We start from the raw sequence: 21,775 nt of genomic DNA on the forward strand, positions 1-21,775 counted from the left end.
CGGCTGCCGGAAGGGCAGGGTCCGGACATGCGGATCGGTGAACTGGCGAAGCGGGCGGGGACCACCACCAGGGCGTTGCGGTACTACGAGCAGCTCGGGCTGCTCCCGGCCCGCCGGGCCGGCAACGGCTACCGCGCGTACGGCGAGGAGGACCTGCGGCTGCTGCGGCAGATCCGCGCCTTGCAGGACTCCGGCTTCGGCCTGGAGGAGACCAGGCCGTTCGTCGAGTGCCTGCAAGCGGGCCATCCGCACGGCGACTCCTGCCCGGCCTCGCTGGAGGTCTACCGGAAGAAGCTGTCCGAGCTGGACGAGTGCATCGCCCGGCTCCAGGAGGTCCGTACCCGGGTGTCCGAGCAGTACGCCCGGGCCGAGCGGGAGCGCGACGCGCTCGCCGCGGGGGCCGCCGCGGAGCCGCCGCAGTGCGAATGGGCCGCCGCACCGGCGGCCCTCGACCGGGACGAGTGGGAGAAGAGGTAGACCATGGTGCGGATCGCAGGGGTGGCGGCGGTGACGGACGAGACGTTCGCCGCGGAGGTGCTGGCGGCCGAGGGGCCGGTGCTGGTGGACTTCACGGCCGACTGGTGCCCGCCGTGCCGCCAGATGGTGCCGGTGCTGGCGGAGATCGCCCGGGATGAGGCGCACCGGCTGACCGTGGTCAGCCTGGACGTCGACCACAACCCGCAGACCCAGGCGGCGTACGGGGTGCTGTCGATGCCGACGCTGATGGTCTTCCGCGGCGGCGAGCCGGTGAAGTCGGTGGTCGGCGCCCGGGCCAAGGCCCGGCTGCTGCGCGAGCTGGACGACGTGCTCTGACGCCTACGCCGATCGGCCGGGCGCGGCTCAGGCCGGCCGGCTCAGCCGGGGACGGCGCAGGCTGACCCGGCTCAGGCGGGGACGGCGACCGCGGGGCCCTCGGCCCCGGCGGCCTCCTGGCGGCGGTCCTTGGCCTCGCGCCGCGCCATCACCACGAACCCGACCGGGATCATCGCGGTGAACAGCCACCACTGGATCGCGTACGCCATGTGCGGGCCGATGTCGGAGTGGTTGGGCTCGGGCAGCAGCTCGGGCTGGTCGGCGGGGGCCGGCTCGGTGGCGGTGAGCTCCAGGTAGCCGCCGAGCAGCGCGGCGCCGCTCTCCTTGGTCTGCTGGGCGGTGCTGATCAGGTTGAACTGCCGGTCCGGCAGGCCGGCCCGGTCCTTGAGGCTGCCGGTGGCGGTCTCGTCGGCGCGCAGCCGGCCGGTCAGGGTGACCTGGCCGGCCGGTGCGGCGGGGACGGCCGGGTAGTCGGCGGCGGAGGTGCCGGAGGGCACCCAGCCGCGGTTGACCAGGACGGTCCCCCCACCGTCGGCGAGCACCAGCGGGGTGACCACGAAGTAGCCGATCTTGTCCCCGCTGGAGTCGGTCCGCTTGCGGACCACGAACTCGTGCGCCGGGTCGTACTGTCCGGTGGCCGTCACGGGGCGCCAGGTGAGGTCCTTGGGCACGGCGGACCCGGGCGCGGCCGACAGGGTGTCGTACGGCACGGGTTCGGCGGCGAGGGACCGGGCGACCAGTTCGTTGCGGTCCACCCGCGCCTCGTGGCGGTGCAGCTGCCAGAACCCCAGACGGATGGTGGTGGGGATCAGCAGCAGGGCGATCAGCAGGGCGATCAGCCAGCGCCGGGAGAGCAGAAAACGGTACACATGGGCACGGTACGCCCTGCTCACAACCGCCTCACGCACCGGGGTGCGGGGCGACCTCGCGCAGCAGCTGGAGGAAGGCGTCCTCGCCGACCACCGGGGTGCCGACCTCGCGGGCCTTGCGGGCCTTGCCGCTCCAGCTGTCCGGCTCGTTGGTGACCAGCAGGCTGGTGAGCCGGCTCACCGAGGTGGCGATGTGCAGGCCGGCCTCGACGGCGCGGTCCTCCAGCAGCTCGCGGTCGGTGGCGGTGTCGCCGGTGATGGCCACCCGCATGCCCTGGACGAGCGGCCTGCCGTCCTGCCAGCGCCCGGGGTTCGGGTACGGGCACGGCGGGCGCTTCCTGGCCTGCCGGTAGGCGGCGCCGGTCCAGGAGGCGCGGGCGGGGGAGGCGGGCGCGTCCTCGCCGAGGTCGGTGACGGCCACGCAGGCCTGCAACGGCAGCGGGACGCCTCCCGAGCGGGCCAGCGCCAGGCTGGGGCGGAACGCCTCGGCGAGCACCCGGGCGTCGTCCAGCGCGTTGTGCGCCTGGCGCTGGTGGACGCCGAAGTACTCGGCGAGCGAGGACAGCTTGCCGTTGGGCAGCGGCAGCCGCAGGTCGCGGGCCAGCACCATGGTGCAGAGCCGCTGCTCGACCGGGGCGTGCAGACCGGCCCGGGAGAACTCGCGGGAGATCATGTTCCAGTCGAAGAGCGCGTTGTGGGCGACCATCACCCGGCCGCGCAGCCGCTCGGCGAACTCGCCGGCGATCTGCGGGAAGGTGGGCGCGTCGGCCAGCTGGTCGCCGGTGAGGCCGTGGATCCAGACCGGGCCGGGATCGCGCTCCGGGTTGACCAGGGTGTACCAGTGGTCGACGACGTCGCCGTCCTCGTCCAGCCGGTAGACGCCCGCCGAGATGACGCGGTCCGTGCGGCCGAGGCCGGTGGTCTCGACGTCGACCACCGCGAAACCGCCGGCGGGGGCGGCGGAGCGCTGGGCCGGGACCGCGGTGCTCCGCGGGGCCGCGCCGGGGGTCTCGGGCTGGATCGCGTACATGGTCCAACAGAATAAGGCCCTCCGCCGACCGCGGACGGCGGTTCGCCGAGGTCCGGGGTCGTCCGGAAGGTTGGCCGGGGCCGCCCGGAATAGAGTGGACGGTGCAGTCGTCGTACACCTGGTCGATTGTTCTCCGGTCGCCCGCGGCACCCCGGCGGGCACCTCTGCGAAGGACGAACCCTCATGCGCGCCACCGTCATCCACGGTCCCAGCGACATCCGGATCGAGGAGGTGCCGGACCCGGTCGTGCGGCAACCGACCGACGCGGTGGTGCGGGTGGTGAACGCCTGCATCTGCGGCAGCGACCTGTGGGCGTACCGCGGCGTCGCGTCGCGGGTGGCCGGGCAGCGGATCGGACACGAGTTCCTCGGGGTGGTGGAGGAGACCGGCGCCGAGGTGCGCGGCGTGCGGCGGGGCGACCTGGTGGTGGCGCCGTTCGTCTGGTCCGACGGCACATGTGATTTCTGTCGCGAGGGCCTGCAGACCTCCTGCCCGCACGGCGGCTTCTGGGGGCAGGTCGGCTCGGACGGCGGGCAGGGCGAGGCGGTGCGTGTGCCGTTCGCGGACGGCACCCTGGTGAAGCTGCCCAAGGAGGCGCAGGGCGACGAGAAGCTGCTGCCGGGCCTGCTGGCGCTCTCCGACGTGATGGCGACCGGGCACCACGCGGCGGTCTCGGCGCGGGTACGGCCGGGCGGCACGGTGGCGGTGGTCGGCGACGGGGCGGTGGGCCTGTGCGGGGTGCTGGCCGCGAACCGGCTGGGCGCCGGCCGGATCATCGCGCTGGGCCGGCACGCCGCCCGCACCGACCTGGCCCGCCGGTTCGGCGCGACCGACGTGGTGGCCGAGCGCGGCGAGGCGGCGGTCGAGGCGGTCCGGGAACTGACCGGCGGACTGGGCGCGCACTCCGTGCTGGAGGCGGTCGGCACCGAGGAGTCGATGCGCACCGCCGTGTCGATCGCCCGGGACGGCGGTGCGGTCGGCTACGTGGGCGTGCCGCACGGCGGCAGTGCGGGCGTCGACATCGGTCAGATGTTCGGCCGGAACGTCTCGCTGGGCGGCGGTGTGGCGCCGGCCCGCGCCTACATCCCCGAGCTGCTGCCGGACGTCCTGTCCGGCGCCATCGAGCCGGGCCTGGTCTTCGACCGCGTGGTGGACCTGGACGGCGTCCCGGACGGCTACCGGGCGATGGACGACCGTTCGGCCCTGAAGGTGCGGATCGCTTTCTGACGTACCGCTGTTGACGCACCGCCAGGGGTGGTCCGGCTCGCCGGGCCACCCCTCAAGTGTGCCCGGACAGGTGGTTTTCGGTCACTCGGTTGCGGCGAAGGGGTGAAGGTTTGGCTGATCACGGTCAAACCCTTTCGGGTGAAGCGAGGCCCTCCTAGCATGGCGCGGCGCGCATCGGGCTTGTGACTTCGCTCACGTCCGATCGTTTCCACTGGTGCGACCGCTACGCCGAAGGAGTGAGGAGTCAGAGTGGAATCGCCGCCGATCACCACCACCCCCAGCGAAAACCAACTCATCGAGGAGAGCGCGGAGTTCCGCACCCTCCGGCGCTCGTTCCGGAACTTCGCGTTCCCGGTCACCATCGGCTTCGTGCTCTGGTACCTGCTCTACGTGCTGCTCTCCGGCTACGCGCCCGCGCTGATGGGCACCAAGGTCGTCGGGCACATCAACGTCGCCCTGGTGCTCGGGCTGCTGCAGTTCCTCACCACCTTCGCCATCGCCGCCTGGTACGCGCGCTACGCCGACCGGAGGATCGACCCGAGCGCGGCCGCGATCCGCGAGGCGCGCGGTGCGGTCGTCCACGGTCCCCGGGAGGCCACCGAATGAACCTGCTCGCCAGCTCCGCCACCGACCACCGCGGCCTCACCATGACCCTGTTCGGGGTCTTCGTGCTCGCCACCCTCGGCATCACCGTCTGGGCCGGCCGGCAGACCAAGGACGCCGCCGACTTCTACGCCGGCGGGCGCGCCTTCTCCGGCTTCCAGAACGGCCTCGCCATCTCCGGCGACTACATGTCCGCCGCGTCCTTCCTCGGCATCGCCGGCGCCATCGCGCTCTTCGGCTACGACGGCTTCCTCTACTCCATCGGCTTCCTGGTCGCCTGGCTGGTCGCGCTGCTGCTGGTCGCCGAACCGCTGCGCAACTCCGGCCGCTACACCATGGCCGACGTGCTGGCCTTCCGGATGCGCCAGCGCCCGGTGCGCACCGCCGCCGGCATCTCCACCATCGTGGTGTCGATCTTCTACCTGCTCGCCCAGATGGTCGGCGCCGGCAGCCTGGTCGCCCTGCTCCTCGGGGTCAGCGGCGACGCCGCCAAGCGGTGGACCATCGTCGCGGTCGGCGCGCTGATGGTCCTCTACGTCGCCATAGGGGGCATGAAGGGCACCACCTGGGTGCAGATCGTCAAGGCCGTGCTGCTGATCGCCGGCACCGCGCTGATGACCGTACTGGTGCTGGCCAAGTACCACTTCAACCTCTCCACGCTGCTCGGGGCCGCCGCCGACGCCAGCGGCAAGGCCAACGCCTTCCTCGAACCGGGCCTGAAGTACGGGATCACCGGCACCAGCAAACTCGACTTCCTCAGCCTCGGCCTCGCCCTGGTGCTCGGCACCGCCGGCCTGCCGCACATCCTGGTCCGCTTCTACACGGTGCCCACCGCCAAGGCCGCCCGGAAGTCGGTGCTCTGGGCGATCGGCATCATCGGCGGCTTCTACCTGATGACCCTGGCGCTCGGCTTCGGCGCCGCCGCCCTGGTCGGCCCCAAGGCGATCAAGGCCGCCAACGCGGCCGGCAACACCGCCGCCCCGCAGCTCGCCGAGCAGCTCGGCGGCGGCCCGGGCACCACCGGCGGGGCGGTGCTGCTCGCGGTGATCTCCGCGGTCGCCTTCGCCACCATCCTCGCCGTCGTCGCCGGGCTCACCCTGGCCTCCTCGGCCTCCTTCGCCCATGACCTCTACGCCAACGTCATCCGGCGCGGCAAGGTCTCCGAGCGCGAGGAGGTGCACGTCGCCAAGTGGGCCGCCGCCGGGATCGGCGCGGTCGCGATCGTGCTCAGCCTGTTCGCCGACAAGCTCAACGCCGCCGCCCTGGTCGCCCTGGCCTTCGCGGTGGCCGCCTCGGCGAACCTGCCCACCCTGCTGTACTCCCTGTTCTGGAAGCGGTTCACCACTACCGGCGCCGTCAGCTCCGTCTACGCCGGACTGCTCTCCTCGGTGCTGCTGGTGGTCTTCTCCCCGGTCGTCTCGGGCGCGAAGAACTCGCTCTTCCCGCACTCCGACTTCCACTGGTTCCCGCTGGAGAACCCCGGCCTGGTCTCCATCCCGGTCGGCTTCCTGGCCGGCTGGGTCGGCACCGTGCTCTCCCGCCACGAGGCCGACCCGGCGAAGTACGCTGAACTGGAGGTCCGCTCACTCACCGGGCTGGGCGCCCACTGACCGGCGGGTCATGACTAAGCTGGCCCGGCCCCGCCGTGACGGTGGCCGGGCCGGCCGCCTCCCGGCGGCACCTCACTCGGGAAGGGACCGCCGTGCTGCTCGACACCTTCGGCCGCCGAGCCGTCGACCTGCGGGTCTCCCTCACCGACCGGTGCAACCTGCGCTGCACCTACTGCATGCCGGAGGAGGGCCTGCAGTGGCTGGCCAAGCCCGAGCTGCTCACCGACGAGGAGATCGTCCGGCTGGTCACCCTCGCCGTGCGGGACCTCGGCGTCCAGGAGGTCCGCTTCACCGGCGGCGAGCCGCTGCTGCGCCCCGGGCTGATCGGCATCGTCGAGGCCTGCGCCGCGCTCGACCCGCGGCCCGAGCTCTCGCTCACCACCAACGGCATCGGCCTGGCCCGCACCGCGGCCGCGCTGCGCTCGGCCGGACTGGACCGGGTCAACGTCTCGCTCGACACCCTCGACGCGTCCACCTTCCACACCCTCACCCGGCGCCACCGCCACCACGACGTGCTGGCCGGCCTGGCCGCCGCCGAGGACGCCGGGCTCACCCCGGTCAAGCTCAACGCGGTGCTGATGCGGGGGGTCAACGAGCACGAGGCGCCGGCACTGCTCGGCTGGTGCCTGGAGCGCGGCTACGAACTGAGGTTCATCGAGCAGATGCCGCTGGACGCCCAGCACGGCTGGGACCGCTCCTCGATGATCACCGCCGAGGAGATCCTGGAGCGGCTGTCCGCCCGGTTCACCCTCACCCCCGAGCCCTCCGCCGCCCGCGGCGCGGCCCCCGCCGAGCGCTTCCTGGTGGACGGCGGCCCGGGCCGGGTCGGCGTGATCGCCTCGGTGACCCGCCCGTTCTGCCGCGCCTGCGACCGCACCCGGCTCACCGCCGACGGCCAGGTCCGCAACTGCCTCTTCGCCACCGGCGAGACCGACCTGCGCACGGCGCTGCGCTCCGGCGCCGACGACGCCGAACTGGCCGCGCTGTGGCGGACCGCGATGTGGGGCAAGAAGGCCGGCGCCGGCATCGGTGAGCCGGACTTCCACCAGCCGTCCCGCCCGATGTCGGCCATCGGCGGCTGAGGCTCAGCCCTCGGCGGGGGGCTGGTCGGCGAAGGGCAGGACCTCCTTGAGGAAGCCGCGCACGCCGAGGAACTGGGAGAGGTGCTCGCGGTGCTCCTCGCAGGCCAGCCAGGTCTTGCGGCGATCCGGGGTGTGCAGCTTGGGGTTGTTCCAGACCAGCACCCAGACGGCGTCCGCGCGGCAGCCCTTGGCGGAGCAGATCGGGGTCTCCGGCTGGGGGGCGTCGGGCAGCAGCATCGGCGGTCGTCCTCGGAACGGTGGGGCGGGAGATGTCACCGCCAGTCTGTCACGCACCGGGAGTCCGGAAGGAAGCGCGCATGGCGACGCCGGGCAGCCACGGGGGGAGCTGCCCGGCGTCGGTCCGTCGCTCCGACGGGGGATGCGGAGCGCGTACGCAGTATGTCACGGCGTGGGGTGGGTATGGGGAGGTCTTGCATGATTAATCTGAGCTTCTTTTGAGCTTTCCGGCCTGGCAAGCGGTGAATAGTGGCTCAAAACGGACGGTCAGCTCCGGTCCTGTGAAGAATCGGTGGGCACACGCCCGGTCTCATCAGCACCCTGCGTCACATCCGCACCGCGCGGACCGGCCCCGCGTGGCCCGGCCCCGCCGGGGCCCAGCATCAGCGGCGTGGTCGCCGGCACGTCGAAGGTCGACGGCAGACCCGGCGCCCGCTCCCGGCCCGCGTTGGCGAACAGCACCGCGAAGTACGGCAGCAGCACCCCGCCCGCCAGCGCGGCGAAGGCCAGCCACCGCTGGACGTCCCACAGCACCACCGCGAGCAGCACGCAGGCCGTTCGCAGCAGCATCGAGGCCACGTACCGGCGCTGCCGGCCGCGGACGTCCTCGCTGAGGCTGCTGCGGGCCCCCGTGATCCGGTAGACCTGTCCGTCGCCGGCGCTCTTGCCCATGTCCCAAACCACCCTCGTCCACGCACCCGCGCGCCTCGCCGCGCGGCCTTCTCACGGTACGCCCGGGGAGGGGAGCCGACGAGACCGGGTCTGTGGACTTGCTCCTATTGGCCCTGTCGGCTCTGTTCCCCCTGGGAGAGGTACTCCGGCGGCACCGCGTCTGTCAGCCAGACCCCGTTGGCGCTCACCCGGAACTCGTGGCCCGCCGCCGCCATCGCGGCCGCGTCCACCAGGAGCACCACCGGTCGGCCGTGCCGGGCGCCCACCCGGGTCGCCGTCTCGGCGTCCGCCGAGAGGTGGACGTCCTGCCGGGCCATCGGGCGCAGGCCCTCCGCGAAGATCGCCGCCAGGCTCCGGGTCGCCGTGCCGTGGAACAGCACCGCCGGGGGCTCGGCGGCGGCCAGACCGAGGTCGACCGCCACCGTGTGCCCCTGGCTGGCCCGGATCGAGAGGCCGTCCGGCGAATAGGCGAAGCGGCGCTTGTTGTTGGTCGCCACCACGTGGTCCAGTTCGACCCTGGTCAGCCGGGTGCCCCGGGCCGCCAGCGCGCCGAGCAGGACGTCCACCCGGACCCAGCCGGCCGGGTCCAGGGTGATCCCCACCCGGCCGGGGTCGTGCCGCAGGATGCGCGACAGCATCTTGCTGGTCCTGACCGTGCGCTTCTCGTCCACGCCGTCCACGCCTTCTCTCCCCCCACGGCCCCGGCTAGGAGGCCTGGCTGACCGAACTCATGTTGAACCCCGGGACCCGGACCGGCGGCATGGCCGTCCGGGTGAACCAGTCGCTCCACTCGCGCGGCAGGCAGCGCTCGGTGCGGCCGACCTCGGTGATCCGGTCGAGCAGATCCACCGGCGACTCGTTGAAGCGGAAGTTGTTGACCGCCCCGACCACCTCGCCGTTCTCCACCAGGTAGACGCCGTCCCGGGTGAGGCCGGTCAGCAGCAGGCGCGCCGGGTCCACCTCGCGGATGTACCAGAGGCAGGTGAGCAGCAGACCGCGCTCGGTCCGGGCGATCATCTCCTCCAGGGTCGGCGCCGCCTCCTGGTCGGCGGTCTCCAGGACGAGGTTGTCGACCGCCGGGCGCACCGGCAGCCCGCCCAGGGCGGCCGAGTGCCGGTTGGTGACCAGGGCGGACAGCTCGCCGTCGCGGATCCAGTCGGTGGCGGCCAGCGGCAGGCCGTTGTCGAACACCGAGGCCTCGTCCTCGCTGGCGTGCGCCAGCACGAACGGCGCGGACTCCAGGCCCGGCTCCCGTGGGTCGGAGCGCAGCGTCAGCGGCAGTCCGGCCAGCTTGTCGCCGATCCGGGTACCCCCTCCGGGCCTGGAGAACACCGTCCGCCCCTCGAAGGCGTCCCGCCCGCCGGCCGACCAGGTCAGGTACACCATGAGGTCGGCGACGGCCGACGGCGGCAGCAGCGTCTCGTAGCGCCCGGCCGGCAGGTCGATCCGGCGCCTGCCCCAGCCGAGCCGCCGGGTGGCCTCGGCGTGCAGGGCGGTGACGTCGACGTCGGAGAAGTCCTGGGTGGCGGCGCCGGTCCAGGCCGAGCCGGACAGGTCGGCGGTCTTGGCGTTCAGCTCGACCATGCCGGTCGGCTGGTCGTGGCGCAGCCGCAGGCCGGTGGAGGTGCCCAGGTAGCTGGTGACCATCTCGTGCCGGGCGAAGCCGTACAGCAGCTCGCCCTGCTCGGCGGCGCGGGCGAAGGCCCGGCCGAGGGCCGGTCCGAACTCCTCGAACACGGCGATCGAGGTCTCCGCGGGCGGCTGGGTGAAGTGCGGCGAGTCCGGCTGCTCGGCGGCGGTGACCAGCGGCTGCGCGTCCTCGGCCGGACCGGCCGCACGGGCGGCCTCCTCGGCGGCGCGGACCAGCTCCGCCACGTCGTCCGGCCCGACGGCCTCGCGGGAGACCACGCCGGAGGCGGTGCCCTCGGCGCCGGCCACCGTGGCGATCACGGTGAGCCGACGGCCCCGGGTGACGCCGTTGGTGGTGAGCGCGTTGCCGGCCCACCGGAGGTTGGCGGTCGACTCCTCGTCGGCGATCACCACGCAGCCGTCGGCGCGGGAGAGGCCGAGCGCCAGCTCGACGAGTTCGTGGGGCTGCGTCGTCGCGGTCATCAGTGACCCGCCTCCTGCTGGGTGTTGAGCACGTTGACGTTGCGGAACAGTGCCGAGGGGCAGCCGTGGCTGACCGCGGCGACCTGGCCGGGCTGCGCCTTGCCGCAGTTGAACGCGCCGCCCAGCACATAGGTCTGCGGGCCGCCGACGGCGGTCATCGAGCCCCAGAAGTCGGTGGTGGTCGCCTGGTAGGCGAAGTCCTTGACCTGGCCGGCGAGTTCGCCGTTCCGGATGGCGTAGGCGCGCTGCCCGGTGAACTGGAAGTTGTACCTCTGCATATCGATCGACCACGAACGGTCTCCGACGATGTAGAGGCCGTTCTCGACGCCCGCGAACAGCCCCTCGGTGGACGGGCCGCCCTCGGCCGGCTGGAGCGAGACATTGGCCATCCGCTGCACCGGGACGTGCGCGGGGGAGTCGGCGAAGGCGCAGCCGTTGGAACGCTCGAAGCCCTTGAGCCCCGCCATCGCGCGGTCGAGCTGGTAGCCGACCAGGATGCCGTCCTTGACGAGGTCCCAGGACTGCGCGGCCACCCCCTCGTCGTCGTAGCCGACGGTGGACAGGCCGTGCTCGGCGGTGCGGTCGCCGGTGACGTGCATCAGCTCGGAGCCGTACTTCAGCGAGCCCAGCTTGTCGAAGGTGGCGAAGGAGGTGCCGGCGTAGGCGGCCTCGTAGCCGAGCGCGCGGTCCAGCTCGGTGGCGTGGCCGATCGACTCGTGGATGGTCAGCCAGAGGTTGGACGGGTCGATCACCAGGTCGTAGCGGCCGGCCTCGACGCTCGGCGCCCTCATCTTCTCGGCCAGCAGGGCGGGCAGTTCGGTGAGCTCGGCGTCCCAGTCCCAGCCGCTGCCGGCTCCGGTGCCCGTCAGGTACTCCCAGCCGCGCCCGGCCGGCGGCGCCAGGGTGCGCATCGAGTCGAAGGCGCCGGTGCGCCCGTCCACCGAGGTGGCCTCCAGCACCGGGTGCAGCCGGATCCGCTGCTGGGTGGTGACGGTGCCGGCGGTGTCCGCGTAGAACTTGTTCTCCTGGACGGTCAGCAGGGTCGCCTGGACGTGCGAGACGCCCTCGGCGGCCAGCAGCCGGCCGCTCCACTCGGCGAGCAGCGCCGTCTTCTCGGCGTCCGGCACCTCGAAGGGGTTCACCTCGTACGCGGAGATCCAGGTGGCGTCCCGGTGCACCGGCTCGCCGGCCAGCTCGACCCGCTCCGCCGAGCCCGCCGCGCGGCTGATCCCGCCGGACAGCCGGGCCACCGCGACGGCCTGCGTCGCCACCGCCGCGGCGGCCTGCGGGGTGAGGTCCACTCCGGCGGCGAAGCCCCAGGCGCCGTCCAGCAGCACCCGGACGGCGAAGCCGAGCTGCACGCTGTCGGAGGTGCCGGAGGGGCGGGCGTCGCGCAGCCGCCAGGAGGCGCTGCGGACCCGCTCCAGACGGAAGTCGGCGTGCGCGGCGCCGAGTTCGCGGGCCCGGGTGAGGGCGGCGTCGGCCAGCGCGTGCAGCGGGTAGGCGAGAAAGAGCGGGTCGACGGCGCGCGGGGCGCCGGCGGGGGGCGTGCTGGTCGGGGGCAGCGGAGGCAATCGGGCTCCCTGGTCGGGCGGACGGCGGCTCGGGCGCCCCGGGTGGTACAGGTGTCGCCACAAGGGTTCCCGAACCGCATCATTACCCGTCAAAGGGGTTTCGGCCAGCGCATTTCCGGTGCGGCGGCCGGCCGGCTATCCGACGCCCTCCCACCAGCCGTCCAGCTCCGGCGGGTTGTCGACGTCCACCCGCTCGCCGGGGCGCGGGACGGCCAGCCGCACGCCGTGCTCCTTCGCCGCCACCAGCAGCCGCTCGACCGGCTCGGACCACCGGTGCAGGCCCAGGTTGAAGGTGCACCAGTGGACCGGCAGCAGCAGTTCGGCGTTCAGCTCCCGGTGGGCGAGGACGGCGTCCTCGGGCGTCATGTGGATGTCCGCCCACGCCGGGTCGTAGGCGCCGACCTGGACCAGCGCGGCGTCGAACGGGCCGTGCTCGGCACCGATCCGGGCGTAGCCCTCGAAGTAGCCGGAGTCGCCGGTGTAGTAGACCTTGCGACGCGGCCCGGCGACCACCCAGGAGCCCCACAGGGTGGTGTTGCGGGTCAGGCCGCGGCCGGAGAAGTGGTGGGCGGCGGTCAGGGTGAGCACCAGGTCGCCGAGCGTGCAGGTCTCCTCCCAGTCCAGCTCGATGATCCGGTGCTCGGGCACGCCCCAGCGGCGCAGGTGGGCGCCGATGCCGAGCGGCACCGCGAACGGCGCGGACTGGCTGCGCACCAGCCGCCGGACCGTCGCCATGTCCAGGTGGTCGTAGTGGTCGTGCGAGATGAGCACCGCGTCCACCTGCGGCAGCTCCTCCAGCTCCACCGGCACCGGGTGCAGCCGGCGCGGGCCGAGCTGGGCGGCGGGGGAGCAGCGCTCGCTCCAGACCGGGTCGAGCAGCACCCGCGAACCCTCGATCTCGACCAGCGCCGAGGCGTGCCCGTACCAGGTGACCGCCACGCCCCCGGCAGCCGCGGCGGCGCCGTCGGGCGGGCGGACAACCGGCACCGGGCCGTTCGGCATGCGGTCGGCGCGCTGGAACAGCACCCGGCGCACCGTCTCCGGGTCGATGCCGGACGGCGCGGCCGCCCGGGCCAGCTTGGAGGGCGCGTTGTGGAAGACGCCGTCGCGGTACTGCGGGGAGTTGCGCAGCCGCTCCTCCCGCTCGCCGTCCGGCCGGCGTCCGAACGCCGCCGGGAGGTCGCGCAGCGCCCAGGCGACCGCTCCCGCGCCGGCCGCCAGTGCGGCCAGGGCCGCCAGTCGTCCGCGCCGTTGGGTGGTCCCGGCCCGTGCCTCGCTCATTGCGCGCTTCGCCTCCGCTCGTCACCGGGGCCCGGTGTCCGGCTGCGGGCCGTCGTCGGCCCCGGTGCGGCGGCCCCGGCCGTCGTGCCGCACCAGGGGGCACAACGGGCGTGCCCCGCCGCCGGGTTCCCCGGACGGGCCGCTCATCGGAAACGACAACCCGGCGTGGGGCGGTGGGCGAATCGCGCGAAAACCGGCCGGACGCGGATTGTCGGGTACCCACAGTTCCTCCGCTGCGGCGCTGTGGGAGCCCGATTCGCCGCGGCGCCGGAACGACCGATAGCGTCACACCGCGTACATCGTTACGACGTACGTCGACATCACGGAGTGGTACGCGGGCATCACGGCGTGCGCACACAACGGAGAGAGGTGGATCGTTGAGCCGCTCGGTTCTCGTCACCGGAGGCAACCGGGGCATCGGCCTCGCGATCGCCCAGGCCTTCGCCGAGGCGGGCGACAAGGTCGCCATCACCAGCCGGTCGGGTGAGGTGCCCGAGCAGCTGGCCAAGTACGACGTCCTCGCGGTGCGCTGCGACATCACCGACAGCGCCCAGGTGGACGCCGCGCTGACCGAGGTCGAGGCCGCGCACGGCGCCGTCGAGGTGCTGGTCGCCAACGCCGGGATCACCAACGACACCCTGCTGCTGCGGATGTCGGAGGAGGCCTTCACGTCCGTGCTGGACACCAACCTCACCGGCACCTTCCGTGTGGTGAAGCGCGCGTCCAAGCTGATGATGCGCGCCCGCAAGGGCCGGATCGTGCTGATCTCCTCGGTCGTCGGCCTCTCCGGCTCCCCGGGCCAGGCCAACTACGCCGCGTCCAAGGCGGGCCTGGTCGGCTTCGCCCGGTCGCTGGCCCGCGAGCTGGGCCCGCGCAACATCACCGTCAACGTGGTCGCCCCCGGCTTCGTGGACACCGACATGACCGCGGTGCTCAGCGAGGAGCGCCGCGCGGAGATCGTCGCCGACGTGCCGCTGGGCCGTTACGCGGCGCCCGCCGAGGTCGCTTCCACCGTGCGGTTCCTCGGTTCGGACGAGGCCGCGTACATCACCGGAGCCGTCATTCCCGTCGACGGCGGATTGGGCATGGGTCACTGAGTCATGAGCGGAATTCTTGAGGGCAAGCGCATCCTGATCACCGGTGTGCTGATGGAGTCCTCCATCGCCTTCCACACCGCCAAGCTGGCCCAGGAGCAGGGCGCCGAGGTCATCCTGACCGCCTTCCCGCGGCCGAGCCTGACCGAGCGCATCGCCAAGAAGCTGCCGAACCCGGTCCAGGTCCTGGAGCTGGACGTCTCCAGCGAGGAGCAGCTGGCCGGCATCGCCGACAAGGTGCGCGAGCACCTGCCGAGCCTGGACGGTGTCGTCCACTCGATCGGCTTCGCCCCGCAGGACGCCCTGGGCGGCAACTTCCTGAACACGCCGTGGGAGTCCGTGGCCACCGCCATGCACGTCTCGGCGTACTCGCTGAAGTCGCTGACCATGGCGCTGCTGCCGCTGATGCGCGACGGCGGCGCGGTCGTCGGCCTCACCTTCGACGCGCAGTTCGCCTGGCCGCAGTACGACTGGATGGGCCCGGCGAAGGCCGCCCTGGAGTCCACCAACCGCTACCTGGCGCGCTACCTGGGCGAGCGGGACATCCGCTGCAACCTGGTCTCGGCCGGCCCGCTCGCCTCGATGGCCGCCAAGTCCATCCCGGGCTTCCCCGACCTGGCCGCCACCTGGGACACCCGCTCCCCGCTGAAGTGGGACCTGAGCGACCCGGAGCCGGCCGGCCGCGGCGTCGTCGCCCTGCTGTCGGACTGGTTCCCGAAGACCACCGGCGAGATCGTCCACGTCGACGGCGGCCTGCACGCCATCGGCGCCTGACGCCTCCCGCACACGCCGCTGCCCGGCACCCCTCTTCCTCTGGAGGGGGTGCCGGGCAGCGGCGTTCCGTGCGGGGCTACTTCGGGGCGACCGGCTCGCAGCCGTACTTGGCGGCCATCGCGTTGGCCCAGGTGCGGAAGGCGGGGGACTCGGTGGCCGGCACCTTCCGCTCGTTGCTCGAGGACCGGAAGGCCTCGAGCGTGAGACTGCCGGAGCCGCATGGAGCAACCACGAGATTGTCCTTGCCGGTTCCCCGCCAGCCGCTCGGCAATGGACCCAGCGGCTCGCTGCCGGTGCTGAGGACGGCGAAATTCGGATAGCGGGTGTCGAGAGTGCCGGTGAACCGGTAGATCGGTGTCGACCGGTTGTTGTCGTAGATCCAGCAGGACTGGACGGGAGCCGAAGCGCCGCTGATGTCCTGGCGGAGCTCGGGTTGGAGCCTGTCGCCGGAAGTGGCGCCCGGAACCCCGCAGAGCCGCCCGTCGTTGACGGGCAGCCCGATCTGCTCGCCGGCGGTCAGGTGGACATCGGGGACCTCTGCCGATCCGCAGCCGGAGCGGCGGGCGACCGCCGCCCCGAAGTCGGCGGCCAGCCGGGCCAGATCCTGCCGCGCCTCGGGCGACGCGGTCCTGTCCGCGTGGGCGAAGCGGTACGGGTCGGGCTCGTTGTCGCGGACCACGTCGACGGCGACCGCATCGGCGTCCCGCTTCGGGTAGTGGTCCGCGTCCTTGGGGTCCAGTCGGCAGCCCGGCGCCATCAGCAGCCAGCCACGGGAGTTGCCGAACGCGCCGACAGGCCCCCGGTCGGGCTGTGACATCGCGGGATCGGCGCGCAGGGAAGGCTCGAAGAGCGCAGCGCGCCTGGTGCGCAAGTGGATCTCGGCGACGTACTTGCCGCCGCGCTTGAGGCTGATCGCGCAATACGCGTCCGGGTCGTTGCGGTTGGTCGACACGTCGCTGTCGGCAACCACGATCCTGCCGCTGCCGAGGACCCGTTCGGCGTCCTCGGCGGCGACGGCGCCGTCACAGAGCCGGTCCGGGAGGAACAGGTTGGGGTACTGCCAGGACACGTAACCGCCCGCGCCCAGAGCGAGGACGAGGACGCCCGCGACGATCGCCCAGGCGCGTCGGGAGGGCTTCACTGCTGGCCGTTCCGTCCGAGGGCGATCGACGCGTCGTTGAGGCCGTTGTTGTGCCCCGTTCCCAACGCCTGGGACAGCGCCTCGGTCTGCTCGGTGCTCAGGTGGTTCCTCCGGCCCCACTCGCCGGCCATCACCTGGCTCTGAGTCAGGGCGGCGAAATGCCTGTCGGAGTTCTCGGTGTTGCCTGCGGCCTGAGCCTCCTTCTTCACGTCCTCCACCCAGCCGCTGATGCCGGCGTCGACGAGAGCGCCAGCGACATCCCCGACTTCCGGGATGAACCCGGTCACGGTGCCGTTCACCGACGAGGCGAACTCGCCGGTCTTCTCGGCCCACTCCATCCGGTCGTCCTTCTCGTCCAGGATGACGTCCGACCGGATGGCGTCGTAGGCGCCGAGGGCCGCGCCGACGTTCCAGGCCGCCCCCTGCTGGCCTGCCGGAATGGCCGTGAGAGTCTCGGCAGCCTTGGCCCGTTCGGCGTTGTAGAGCGTGGCATAGGCCTCGGGCTCGTCGGAGACGCCGCGCATGACACGGATCAGGTGATCGGCGGTGCCACCGAGGTGACCCTCGCCGTTCTCCTCCCAGACCCCGCTGTGGTTCGCGTTGGTGTGGTGCTGGCTGAGTATCTGGTGCGTGTCGTCGACGTAGTCCGACAGGGCGTTGGCGAGCGGCGTCTTCAGGTCGTCGTGGATGTCGTCCGCGCCCTTGCCGCCCCCGTCCAGCGCGTCGATCACGCCCTGCATGACCCGTGCCTGCGCCGGGGTGTGCGGGCCGCCGTTGTGGCTGCCCTCGCCGGGGACGTCGCCGGTGGCGGCGGCCTCCAGGGCGGCGGCGAGGCCGGCCTGGTGGGTGGACTTGTCGATCATCGGCGGGCCGTACAGGGTGTTGACGTACGTCGTGGGCCACTCGCGGTCGCGCAGCAGGTACTTGAGGCGGTCGTCGGCCCCCGGCCCCTTGGGGTCGAGGAACCGGGTGGCGGCCTCCGGGTTCTGGCCCATCAGCTTGAGCACGCCGTCCACGGGGTCGTACACCAGGTCCGGGCGCGGGCCGTTGAACTGGTGCGAGGACCAGCGGTTCCTGTCGTTCCGCTCGGCCTTGAGGATGTCGGTGCCGAGGTCGTTCAGGAACTGCGGACCGTAGCCGGCGTTGCCCTTCTGCAGCAGGGTGGTGAGCGTCTGGTAGCCGTAGATCGGCTCGCTCCTGCCGCCGAAGTGGCGCTCGTTGATGTTCTTGACGCCGGCTTCCTGGAGGCCCTTGCGGAAGTCCTGGTAGAACTTGCCGTCGGTGTCCCGGGTGGCGCCGCCGATGGTGTTGGCGAGGTTGGTCTGCAGCTCGCCGTACTCGCCCTTGTTCCTGCCGTCCCGGTCGTTGATCCGGACCTGGAGCTCGTCGGCGAGCAGCAGGGTGCCCTGCGGGCCGAGCGCGTTGAGCAGGGTCTGGCCGTAGACCGGGCTGCCGGAGTTGGCCTTCATCAGGTTGTTGAGCTCGGCGAGCTCCTCCGGCGTGAGGGTCTTGCCGTCCTTGAGCCGGGAGGCGAGTTCGGCGGCCCGCCTGCCGTCGGCCTGGTCGCCGCCGCCGACGGCCTGGCCGTTGAACTCGTTCACCAGGTCGCCGACCTTGGCGGCGCGGCGCAGCTGGAGGGCGGCCCGCTGGTCGGCGGCGGTCGCCTCCTCCACGCAGACCTTGATCTTCTGCGCCCACTTGCCGGCGGCCTCGCCGCGCTCGCGCTGGTAGTCCGGCTCGTGGTGGTAGGCGGAGCGGGTGGCCGGGTCGAGCGCGGCGACGTCGAACATCACGGCGCCGGTGCCGGTCACCTTCATGCCGTCGGCCTGGGCGTCCGCGACGGCCTGCTTCAGCTTCTTCTGCGCCGCCTCGAAGTCGCTCCTGGCGTCGGTGATGATCGACGCGACGGCCTTGGCCTCGGTCTGCGCGTCGATGCTCTGTTGGCGGGTCCGGTCGACGTGGGCGTTGGCGGCGAACGCGGTGGAGCCCAGCCACAGGCCCTGGTTGCCGGTGACCGAGAGCACCTCGTTCTCCAGCCGGTGCTGGACCAGCTGGTACTTGCGGGCCATCTCCGTCCAGTCGGCGGCGGCCTTGGCCATCGCCGACGGGTCGGCCTTCATGACGTCCTCGAAACCGAGCAGGCTCATGCGCTCACGCCTTCCCGGTGAACGACGTGGCGATGCCGTGCTCGACGTTCAGGTAGTTGGTGTGGGTCTGGCGCATCATCCCGGCCTCCTGGTTGATCCGGCCGTTGAGCTGCGACACCTGCTCGTGCCACTCCTTGAGCGCCCCGCGCAGCGCCGTCGCGGTGTCCCAGCCGCTCAGCTTCCCGGCCGCCGCCTCCGTCGACTCGTCGGCGACCTTCCCGGCCGCGGTGCTGTCAGTGGCGATGCCGTCGAGCGCGGTGGCCGCCTTGTCGAGAGCCTGCGTCGACACCTTCGTCGGCCCCCCGCCACCCGGCCCCTGGCCCGGCTTCAGGTCCGGATCCGCCATCACTTCTCCCCGTTGTGCCCACACCTGGCCGAATCCAGGCCGCCCGCGAATTTTCACGGGACGTTAGCACGTCAAAACCGCCCTCCCGCAAGGCGAGAGGGCTCTGCCCGGGAGCCGGGCGGGTCAGGCGTCGGGGGTGTTGCAGGCGCCGATGGCGCGGCCGGCCTCGCGGGAGGCGCGGTGGGGGTCGCGGGCGCGGATGGCGTGGACGATCTCGTCGTGGCCGAGGTAGCGCTCGGCGATGAGTTCGGGGCCGACGTCGTGGCGCAGGTGGGCGCGGGTGACCTCGCCGAGGTCGGCGTAGAGGGCGGCGAGGACGTCGTTGTGGGCGGCGGCGACGACGGCCTGGTGGAAGGCGGCGTCGGCCTGGACGAAGTCCTCGGCGTCGCCGGAGCGCCAGGCGTCCTCGCGGCGGGCCAGGGCGGCGTCGAGGAGGGCGAGGTCGCGGTCGGTGCGGCGGGTGGCGGCGAGGCCGGCGGCGGAGGTCTCCAGGGTGACCCGCAGTTCGGCGACCTGGGCGCGGTCGGCGTCGGCGAAGCGGCGGTGCATCACGCCGGCGAGCTCGCTGGTGGCCAGGACGTAGGTGCCGGAGCCCTGGCGGATGTCGAGCAGGCCGTTGTGGGCGAGCGCGCGGACGGCCTCGCGCACCGTGTTCCTGGCCACACCGAGCTGTTCGACGAGGGCGGCCTCGGTGGGGATGCGCGAGCCGACCGCCCACTCGCCGGAGGTGATCTGGGCGCGCAGCTGGGCGATCACCTGGTCGGACAGCGGGGTGCGCCTCGGCGAGGACAGCGCCACGGGGGACTCCTTGGGTCGGACGGGGGTCGGGCCATCATGCCAATTCACGGATGCGCTAATTCATCCCATCATTCTATGATGACCCGCATGTCGTCCGCAGCAGACACCGCAGATCCCGCCAACGCCCCCGCCCCGGCGCCGGCCCGGCCGCAGACCGGGCGGCCCTCCCCGACCGACCGCCGCTCCCTCGGCTGGCTGTTCGCCGTCGCGATCGTCGCCGCCGCCTTCAACCTCCGTCCCGTGGTCACCAGCCTCGGGCCGCTGCTGGACCAGGTCCGCGCCGACCTCGGGATGAGCCCGACGGTGGCCGGCCTGCTCACCGCCGTCCCCTCACTCTGTTTCGCCCTGTTCGGCTTCGCCGCGCCCGGCCTGGCCCGCCGGCTCGGCCCGGTCGCCGTGGTCGCCGCGGGCATGGGCGCGATCACCGCGGGTGTGCTGGCCCGCTCCTTCGCCGGCAACACGGCCGTCTTCCTGCTGCTGACCTCGCTGGCGCTGGCCGGCGTCGCGGTCGCCAATGTGCTGATCCCGGTGGTGATCAAGCGCTACTTCCCGGAGAAGGTCGGGCCGATGATCGGCCTGTACTCGATGGCGCTGTCGGCCGGCACCGCGCTGGCCGCGGCCGTCACCGTCCCGCTGACCAGCGCGCTCGGCGGGGACTGGCGGGTCGGCCTCGGGGTGTGGGCCGCACTCGGCGCCCTCGCCCTGCTGCTCTGGATCCCGGCGCTGCTCACCCGGCGCCAGGAGGCCGGCGGGCCGTCGAAGGGCCGGGGCACCGGGGTGAAGCTGCCGATCACCCGCAGCCGCACCGCCTGGGCGCTGGCCTGCTTCTTCGGCTGCCAGGCCACCGGCGCGTACGTGGTGATGGGCTGGCTGCCGAAGATCTTCCAGGACGCCGGCGTCTCCGAGGGCACCTCCGGCGTGCTGCTGGCGCTGACCATGGTGATCGGCGTGCCGGTCTCCTTCGTGCTGCCCAACCTGGCCGCCCGCCGCGGCGACCAGCGGCTGTTCGTGGTGGTGCTGGCCTCCTTCGGCATCGCCGGCTACCTCGGCCTGGCGTTCGCCCCGGCCGGCGCGCCGTGGCTGTGGGCGGTCCTGGTGGGCCTGTCCAACTGCGCCTTCCCGCTGGTGCTGACCATGATCGGCCTGCGCGCCAGGACGGCCGGCGGGGTGGCCCAGCTGTCGGCCTTCGCCCAGGGTGTCGGCTATCTGATCTCGATCCCGGGGCCGATCCTGATCGGCCGGCTCTACCAGGCGACCGGCGAGTGGTACCTGCCGCTGGGGTTCCTGGCGCTGCTGCTGGTGCCGCAGATGCTGTTCGGCCTGCGGGCGGCCCGGGCCCGGCACATCGAGGACGAGGCCGTTCCGGCGCAGGCCGCGGCAGTGGCCTGACGCGGCGGCCGGACGGCGGGGCCGGTGGTGGACGGGCGTGTTCGGGATGGGAGAATCCGGGCATGCCCGTTCTCGAACCGAACCCCACCGACGGCCACAAGAAGCTCGGCCAGATCGCCGCGATCATCGGCGGCATCGTCGTTCTGCTGATCATCGTCGCGAGCGTCGCCAAGAACCTGGGCTGACGGCGGGGCGCCTGCGGGCGAACCGCGCACGACGGCACCGCCCGCCCTCCGGGTGGCGGCATCGGGCAGCACCGCGCTCCCGGCCGGCTTTTCTGCCAAGCTTGCTGGGTATGAGCGCCGACACGCCCCGCAGGATCATCGTTCTCCGCCACGCCAAGGCCGACTGGCCGAACGGCGTCGACGACCACGAGCGGCCGCTGGCCGACCGGGGCCGCCACCAGGCCCCGGAGGCCGGCCGCTGGCTCGCCGACTCCGGCATCAACCCCGACTACGTGCTCTGCTCCGACGCCCTGCGCACCCGGGAGACGTGGAAGCTCGCCGCGCACGAGCTGCCGAAGCGCTCGCGCAAGACCGTCTACGAGCCGCGGGTCTACGAGGCCACCCCGGGCGAGATCATCACCGTCCTCCAGGAGACCCCGGAGGAGTACGCCGACCTGGTCCTGGTCGGCCACAACCCCGGAGTGCTCGGCCTGACCCAGGTGCTGGCCGGCGACGAGGGCGACCGGGAGGCGCTGGAGCGGCTGCGGCTCGGCGGCTTCCCGACCGCCGCGATCGCGGTGCTCAGCTTCTCCGGCTCCTGGAAGGGCGTCGAACCGGGGGTGGCCGAGCTGGTCTCGTACTTCACCCCGTCGGAGTGAGCGGGCGCGGTCCGGGCGGATGACCCGAGGCCGGACGACCGAGGGGCGTGCGGACCAGGGTGGTTTCTAGCGGTTGTCGCAACACGTGGTCGGTTGTCTAGGCCGCGATGAGTCTATGCAGGCGCTCGGCTGGGGTTTCCCAGCCGAGCGTCT

23 protein-coding genes are annotated in these 21,775 nt (G+C 72.7%); 11 read left to right on the plus strand and 12 right to left on the minus strand.

Annotated elements, in window-relative coordinates:
* Positions 1 to 27: 27 nt before the first annotated feature.
* Entirely contained in the window at positions 28 to 477 is a 450-nt protein-coding gene (locus ACFZBX_RS29720) for a MerR family transcriptional regulator (RefSeq protein WP_391536906.1), read from the plus strand.
* A 3-nt stretch (positions 478 to 480) separates the two neighbouring features.
* Entirely contained in the window at positions 481 to 813 is a 333-nt protein-coding gene (trxA, locus tag ACFZBX_RS29725; protein ID WP_391536907.1) for a thioredoxin, read from the plus strand.
* Positions 814 to 884: 71 nt separating this feature from the next.
* Here the strand turns inward: trxA and ACFZBX_RS29730 are convergent, their stop codons facing one another.
* Together ACFZBX_RS29730 and ACFZBX_RS29735 are read right to left on the minus strand one after the other, a co-directional pair.
* Entirely contained in the window at positions 885 to 1,682 is a 798-nt protein-coding gene (locus ACFZBX_RS29730; protein WP_391536908.1) for an SURF1 family protein, read from the minus strand.
* 31 nt (positions 1,683 to 1,713) lie between these two features.
* Positions 1,714 to 2,712: a DEDDh family exonuclease gene (locus tag ACFZBX_RS29735; protein ID WP_391536909.1), complete on the minus strand. Its 999-nt coding sequence runs from the start codon at positions 2,710 to 2,712 to the stop codon at positions 1,714 to 1,716.
* A gap of 183 nt (positions 2,713 to 2,895) precedes the next feature.
* On the opposite strand from ACFZBX_RS29735, the gene ACFZBX_RS29740 reads away from it, so the two are divergent.
* The 4 genes from ACFZBX_RS29740 (at position 2,896) to moaA (ending at position 7,234) form a co-directional block, all read left to right on the plus strand.
* A complete protein-coding gene (locus tag ACFZBX_RS29740) occupies positions 2,896 to 3,939 on the plus strand; it encodes a zinc-dependent alcohol dehydrogenase family protein (protein ID WP_391536910.1) in 1,044 nt (347 codons plus the stop codon).
* A 249-nt stretch (positions 3,940 to 4,188) separates the two neighbouring features.
* Complete coding sequence (locus tag ACFZBX_RS29745; RefSeq protein WP_391536911.1) at positions 4,189 to 4,545, plus strand: DUF485 domain-containing protein; 357 nt, start codon at positions 4,189 to 4,191, stop codon at positions 4,543 to 4,545.
* Complete coding sequence (locus ACFZBX_RS29750) at positions 4,542 to 6,152, plus strand: cation acetate symporter (protein ID WP_391536912.1); 1,611 nt, start codon at positions 4,542 to 4,544, stop codon at positions 6,150 to 6,152. The genes ACFZBX_RS29745 and ACFZBX_RS29750 overlap by 4 nt, the downstream gene beginning before the upstream one ends.
* 92 nt (positions 6,153 to 6,244) lie before the next feature.
* Positions 6,245 to 7,234 carry a GTP 3',8-cyclase MoaA gene (moaA, locus tag ACFZBX_RS29755; RefSeq protein ID WP_391536913.1) on the plus strand — a complete coding sequence of 330 codons (990 nt, stop codon included), beginning with the start codon at positions 6,245 to 6,247 and terminating at the stop codon, positions 7,232 to 7,234.
* A 3-nt stretch (positions 7,235 to 7,237) separates the two neighbouring features.
* Here the strand turns inward: moaA and ACFZBX_RS29760 are convergent, their stop codons facing one another.
* The 6 genes from ACFZBX_RS29760 to ACFZBX_RS29785 form a co-directional block, all read right to left on the minus strand.
* Positions 7,238 to 7,471, minus strand: a complete 234-nt coding sequence (locus tag ACFZBX_RS29760; protein ID WP_391536914.1) for a hypothetical protein — start codon at positions 7,469 to 7,471, stop codon at positions 7,238 to 7,240.
* Positions 7,472 to 7,738: 267 nt separating this feature from the next.
* Complete coding sequence (locus ACFZBX_RS29765; RefSeq protein WP_391536915.1) at positions 7,739 to 8,143, minus strand: DUF3099 domain-containing protein; 405 nt, start codon at positions 8,141 to 8,143, stop codon at positions 7,739 to 7,741.
* Between the two features lie 104 nt (positions 8,144 to 8,247).
* On the minus strand, positions 8,248 to 8,814 hold the full coding sequence (locus ACFZBX_RS29770; protein ID WP_391536927.1) for an RNA 2'-phosphotransferase: 567 nt from the start codon (positions 8,812 to 8,814) through the stop codon (positions 8,248 to 8,250).
* Between the two features lie 34 nt (positions 8,815 to 8,848).
* Positions 8,849 to 10,255 (minus strand): metallopeptidase TldD-related protein, encoded by a 1,407-nt coding sequence (locus ACFZBX_RS29775; protein ID WP_391536916.1) that lies wholly within the window; start codon positions 10,253 to 10,255, stop codon positions 8,849 to 8,851.
* On the minus strand, positions 10,255 to 11,829 hold the full coding sequence (locus ACFZBX_RS29780; protein ID WP_391536917.1) for a TldD/PmbA family protein: 1,575 nt from the start codon (positions 11,827 to 11,829) through the stop codon (positions 10,255 to 10,257). Before ACFZBX_RS29780 ends, ACFZBX_RS29775 begins: the two co-directional genes overlap by 1 nt.
* 135 nt (positions 11,830 to 11,964) lie before the next feature.
* Positions 11,965 to 13,110, minus strand: coding sequence for an MBL fold metallo-hydrolase (locus ACFZBX_RS29785; RefSeq protein WP_391536918.1), 1,146 nt, complete (start codon positions 13,108 to 13,110; stop codon positions 11,965 to 11,967).
* Positions 13,111 to 13,487: 377 nt separating this feature from the next.
* Between ACFZBX_RS29785 and fabG the strand changes: the two genes are divergently transcribed.
* Both fabG and fabI read left to right on the plus strand, forming a co-directional pair.
* Positions 13,488 to 14,207, plus strand: a complete 720-nt coding sequence (gene fabG, locus ACFZBX_RS29790) for a 3-oxoacyl-[acyl-carrier-protein] reductase (RefSeq protein ID WP_380753800.1) — start codon at positions 13,488 to 13,490, stop codon at positions 14,205 to 14,207.
* A 3-nt stretch (positions 14,208 to 14,210) separates the two neighbouring features.
* Positions 14,211 to 14,978 carry an enoyl-ACP reductase FabI gene (fabI, locus tag ACFZBX_RS29795; protein ID WP_380753803.1) on the plus strand — a complete coding sequence of 256 codons (768 nt, stop codon included), beginning with the start codon at positions 14,211 to 14,213 and terminating at the stop codon, positions 14,976 to 14,978.
* Positions 14,979 to 15,054: 76 nt separating this feature from the next.
* Here fabI and ACFZBX_RS29800 read toward each other — a convergent pair whose 3' ends face one another.
* The 4 genes from ACFZBX_RS29800 to ACFZBX_RS29815 all read right to left on the minus strand — a co-directional run bounded on the left by ACFZBX_RS29800 (position 15,055) and on the right by ACFZBX_RS29815 (position 19,410).
* A complete protein-coding gene (locus ACFZBX_RS29800) occupies positions 15,055 to 16,119 on the minus strand; it encodes a hypothetical protein (protein WP_391536919.1) in 1,065 nt (354 codons plus the stop codon).
* A complete protein-coding gene (locus ACFZBX_RS29805) occupies positions 16,116 to 18,266 on the minus strand; it encodes a DUF6571 family protein (RefSeq protein ID WP_391536920.1) in 2,151 nt (716 codons plus the stop codon). Before ACFZBX_RS29805 ends, ACFZBX_RS29800 begins: the two co-directional genes overlap by 4 nt.
* Positions 18,267 to 18,270: 4 nt before the next feature.
* Complete coding sequence (locus ACFZBX_RS29810) at positions 18,271 to 18,612, minus strand: hypothetical protein (protein WP_391536921.1); 342 nt, start codon at positions 18,610 to 18,612, stop codon at positions 18,271 to 18,273.
* A gap of 123 nt (positions 18,613 to 18,735) precedes the next feature.
* Positions 18,736 to 19,410, minus strand: a complete 675-nt coding sequence (locus ACFZBX_RS29815; protein WP_391536922.1) for a FadR/GntR family transcriptional regulator — start codon at positions 19,408 to 19,410, stop codon at positions 18,736 to 18,738.
* 87 nt (positions 19,411 to 19,497) lie between these two features.
* Between ACFZBX_RS29815 and ACFZBX_RS29820 the strand changes: the two genes are divergently transcribed.
* The 3 genes from ACFZBX_RS29820 (at position 19,498) to ACFZBX_RS29830 (ending at position 21,622) form a co-directional block, all read left to right on the plus strand.
* On the plus strand, positions 19,498 to 20,799 hold the full coding sequence (locus ACFZBX_RS29820; protein ID WP_391536923.1) for a CynX/NimT family MFS transporter: 1,302 nt from the start codon (positions 19,498 to 19,500) through the stop codon (positions 20,797 to 20,799).
* 62 nt (positions 20,800 to 20,861) lie between these two features.
* Complete coding sequence (locus ACFZBX_RS29825; RefSeq protein ID WP_391536924.1) at positions 20,862 to 20,984, plus strand: SGM_5486 family transporter-associated protein; 123 nt, start codon at positions 20,862 to 20,864, stop codon at positions 20,982 to 20,984.
* A gap of 110 nt (positions 20,985 to 21,094) precedes the next feature.
* The gene (locus ACFZBX_RS29830) at positions 21,095 to 21,622 is read left to right on the plus strand and encodes a SixA phosphatase family protein (protein ID WP_391536925.1); all 528 of its coding nucleotides are present in this window, start codon (positions 21,095 to 21,097) and stop codon (positions 21,620 to 21,622) included.
* The last annotated feature ends 153 nt before the right edge of the window (positions 21,623 to 21,775 follow it).

The sequence above is a fragment of the Kitasatospora sp. NPDC008115 genome, from assembly GCF_042957205.1.
In the GTDB taxonomy this organism is placed as follows: domain Bacteria; phylum Actinomycetota; class Actinomycetes; order Streptomycetales; family Streptomycetaceae; genus Kitasatospora.

Bases quoted from the DNA above. Each gene is read 5' to 3' on its own strand.
- ACFZBX_RS29720 (WP_391536906.1), top strand. From the start codon at position 28: ATGCGGATCGGTGAACTGGCGAAGCGGGCGGGGACCACCACCAGGGCG.
- ACFZBX_RS29740 (WP_391536910.1), top strand. From the start codon at position 2,896: ATGCGCGCCACCGTCATCCACGGTCCCAGCGACATCCGGATCGAGGAG.
- ACFZBX_RS29805 (WP_391536920.1), bottom strand. From the start codon at position 18,266: ATGAGCCTGCTCGGTTTCGAGGACGTCATGAAGGCCGACCCGTCGGCG.
- ACFZBX_RS29820 (WP_391536923.1), top strand. From the start codon at position 19,498: ATGTCGTCCGCAGCAGACACCGCAGATCCCGCCAACGCCCCCGCCCCG.
- ACFZBX_RS29750 (WP_391536912.1), top strand. From the start codon at position 4,542: ATGAACCTGCTCGCCAGCTCCGCCACCGACCACCGCGGCCTCACCATG.
- ACFZBX_RS29775 (WP_391536916.1), bottom strand. From the start codon at position 10,255: ATGACCGCGACGACGCAGCCCCACGAACTCGTCGAGCTGGCGCTCGGC.
- ACFZBX_RS29785 (WP_391536918.1), bottom strand. From the start codon at position 13,110: ATGAGCGAGGCACGGGCCGGGACCACCCAACGGCGCGGACGACTGGCG.
- ACFZBX_RS29760 (WP_391536914.1), bottom strand. From the start codon at position 7,471: ATGCTGCTGCCCGACGCCCCCCAGCCGGAGACCCCGATCTGCTCCGCC.
- ACFZBX_RS29830 (WP_391536925.1), top strand. From the start codon at position 21,095: ATGAGCGCCGACACGCCCCGCAGGATCATCGTTCTCCGCCACGCCAAG.
- ACFZBX_RS29810 (WP_391536921.1), bottom strand. From the start codon at position 18,612: ATGGCGGATCCGGACCTGAAGCCGGGCCAGGGGCCGGGTGGCGGGGGG.
- trxA (WP_391536907.1), top strand. From the start codon at position 481: ATGGTGCGGATCGCAGGGGTGGCGGCGGTGACGGACGAGACGTTCGCC.
- fabI (WP_380753803.1), top strand. From the start codon at position 14,211: ATGAGCGGAATTCTTGAGGGCAAGCGCATCCTGATCACCGGTGTGCTG.
- ACFZBX_RS29735 (WP_391536909.1), bottom strand. From the start codon at position 2,712: ATGTACGCGATCCAGCCCGAGACCCCCGGCGCGGCCCCGCGGAGCACC.
- ACFZBX_RS29765 (WP_391536915.1), bottom strand. From the start codon at position 8,143: ATGGGCAAGAGCGCCGGCGACGGACAGGTCTACCGGATCACGGGGGCC.
- ACFZBX_RS29825 (WP_391536924.1), top strand. From the start codon at position 20,862: ATGCCCGTTCTCGAACCGAACCCCACCGACGGCCACAAGAAGCTCGGC.